Raw genomic sequence first — 1,203 nt, 5'->3', positions numbered from 1 at the left:
CGCTGACGGCCTGGGCCGCCGGCCCCGGTCCGGCGGCCGACACCGGGCGCGGCCGCCAGTGGTGGCACGACTACCGGGGGCTGTTGCCACAGGAGTACCGGGACTTCATCAGCTTGGAGGCGGGGGCGAGGTCGGCCCGCACCGTGGAGCTTTCCGTGGTGCCGGGGCTGCTGCAGACCCCGGAGTACGCGCGGGCCGTGACCCGGGCCGCGCTGGGCGGGCTGCCGGAGCCGAAGGTGGACGCGCTGGTCGACGTGCGGCTGGCCCGGCAGTCGGTGTTGCGGGCCGATCCGCCGCTGGAGCTGAGCGCCGTACTGGACGAGGCGGTGCTGCGCCGGCAGATCGGCGGGCCCGGGGTGATGACCGAGCAATTGCGACACCTGGCGGAGGTGTCCAAGCTGCCTCAAGTGCGTTTGCAGGTACTCCCGTTCAGCGTCGGAGGGCATCTCGGCCTGACCGGACCGTTCGTCATTTTTTCATTTCCGGACATCGCTGATCTGGATGTGGTGGTACTCGACCATTTGACGAGTAGCCTCTATCTGGAGCGGAAGGAAGACCTTGAGGCGTACGGCGCCGCGTTCCGCACCATCCAGGCGCACGCGCTCCCGCCCCAGGACTCGTCGGATCTCATCAGCTCACTCGCTGACGACGCGTAAGGAGGCACCCCCGTGTCCGCAACCCCCTTATCCACCAGCGGACTTCTGATCAGCGCGCGGTGGCGGCGGAGCAGCCGCAGCACCGGAATGAACAACTGCGTGGAAGCGGCAGTCCTGGACGGCGCTCTGCTGGCCGTCCGTGACTCCAAGCGGACGGACGGCCCGGCTGTGCTCTTCAGCGGGCCCGCCTGGACCGGCTTCCTCGCCTCGGTACGGGCCGACGTGCACACGTAGCCCTGCCCGGGATCACCCCGAAACGACCGGGACCGCCCGGGCTCGCGCCCGGGAACCCTGGAACGGCCGGGACTTCGGCCGACGCGGCCTACCGGCCGTGGCCGCCCGTCGCTCCGGCGGGTGCGGTCGCCAGGATCGTCCCGACCGCCCGATCGATCTCGTCCCCCGTGAGATCGGCCCGGGCGGTCAGCCGCAGCCGGGAGATACCGTCCGGCACCGACGGCGGACGGAAGCACCCCACGAACAGACCCGCCTCGCGGCAGTCGGCCGCCCAGCGCAGTGCCGCCGACGCCGACGGGGCCCGTACCGACAC

At 71.4% G+C, this 1,203-nt stretch carries 2 protein-coding genes and 1 pseudogene; 2 read left to right on the top strand and 1 reads right to left on the bottom strand.

Features of this window, described 5'->3' with window-relative positions:
• Together ACWGIU_RS38170 and ACWGIU_RS38165 are read left to right on the top strand one after the other, a co-directional pair.
• Positions 1 to 656 (top strand): DUF5753 domain-containing protein (locus tag ACWGIU_RS38170; protein WP_453712726.1); only part of this gene is annotated, 656 nt, incomplete at its 5' end.
• 12 nt (positions 657 to 668) lie between these two features.
• The gene (locus ACWGIU_RS38165) at positions 669 to 890 is read left to right on the top strand and encodes a DUF397 domain-containing protein (protein ID WP_453712724.1); all 222 of its coding nucleotides are present in this window, start codon (positions 669 to 671) and stop codon (positions 888 to 890) included.
• An 88-nt stretch (positions 891 to 978) separates the two neighbouring features.
• Here ACWGIU_RS38165 and ACWGIU_RS38160 read toward each other — a convergent pair.
• Positions 979 to 1,203: pseudogene (locus tag ACWGIU_RS38160) on the bottom strand (8-amino-7-oxononanoate synthase); the annotation flags it as partial.

The organism is Streptomyces sp. NPDC054840 (assembly GCF_053611065.1).
Note: the sequence above shows the minus strand (reverse complement) of the source record. Positions and strands in the feature narration are given on the sequence as shown.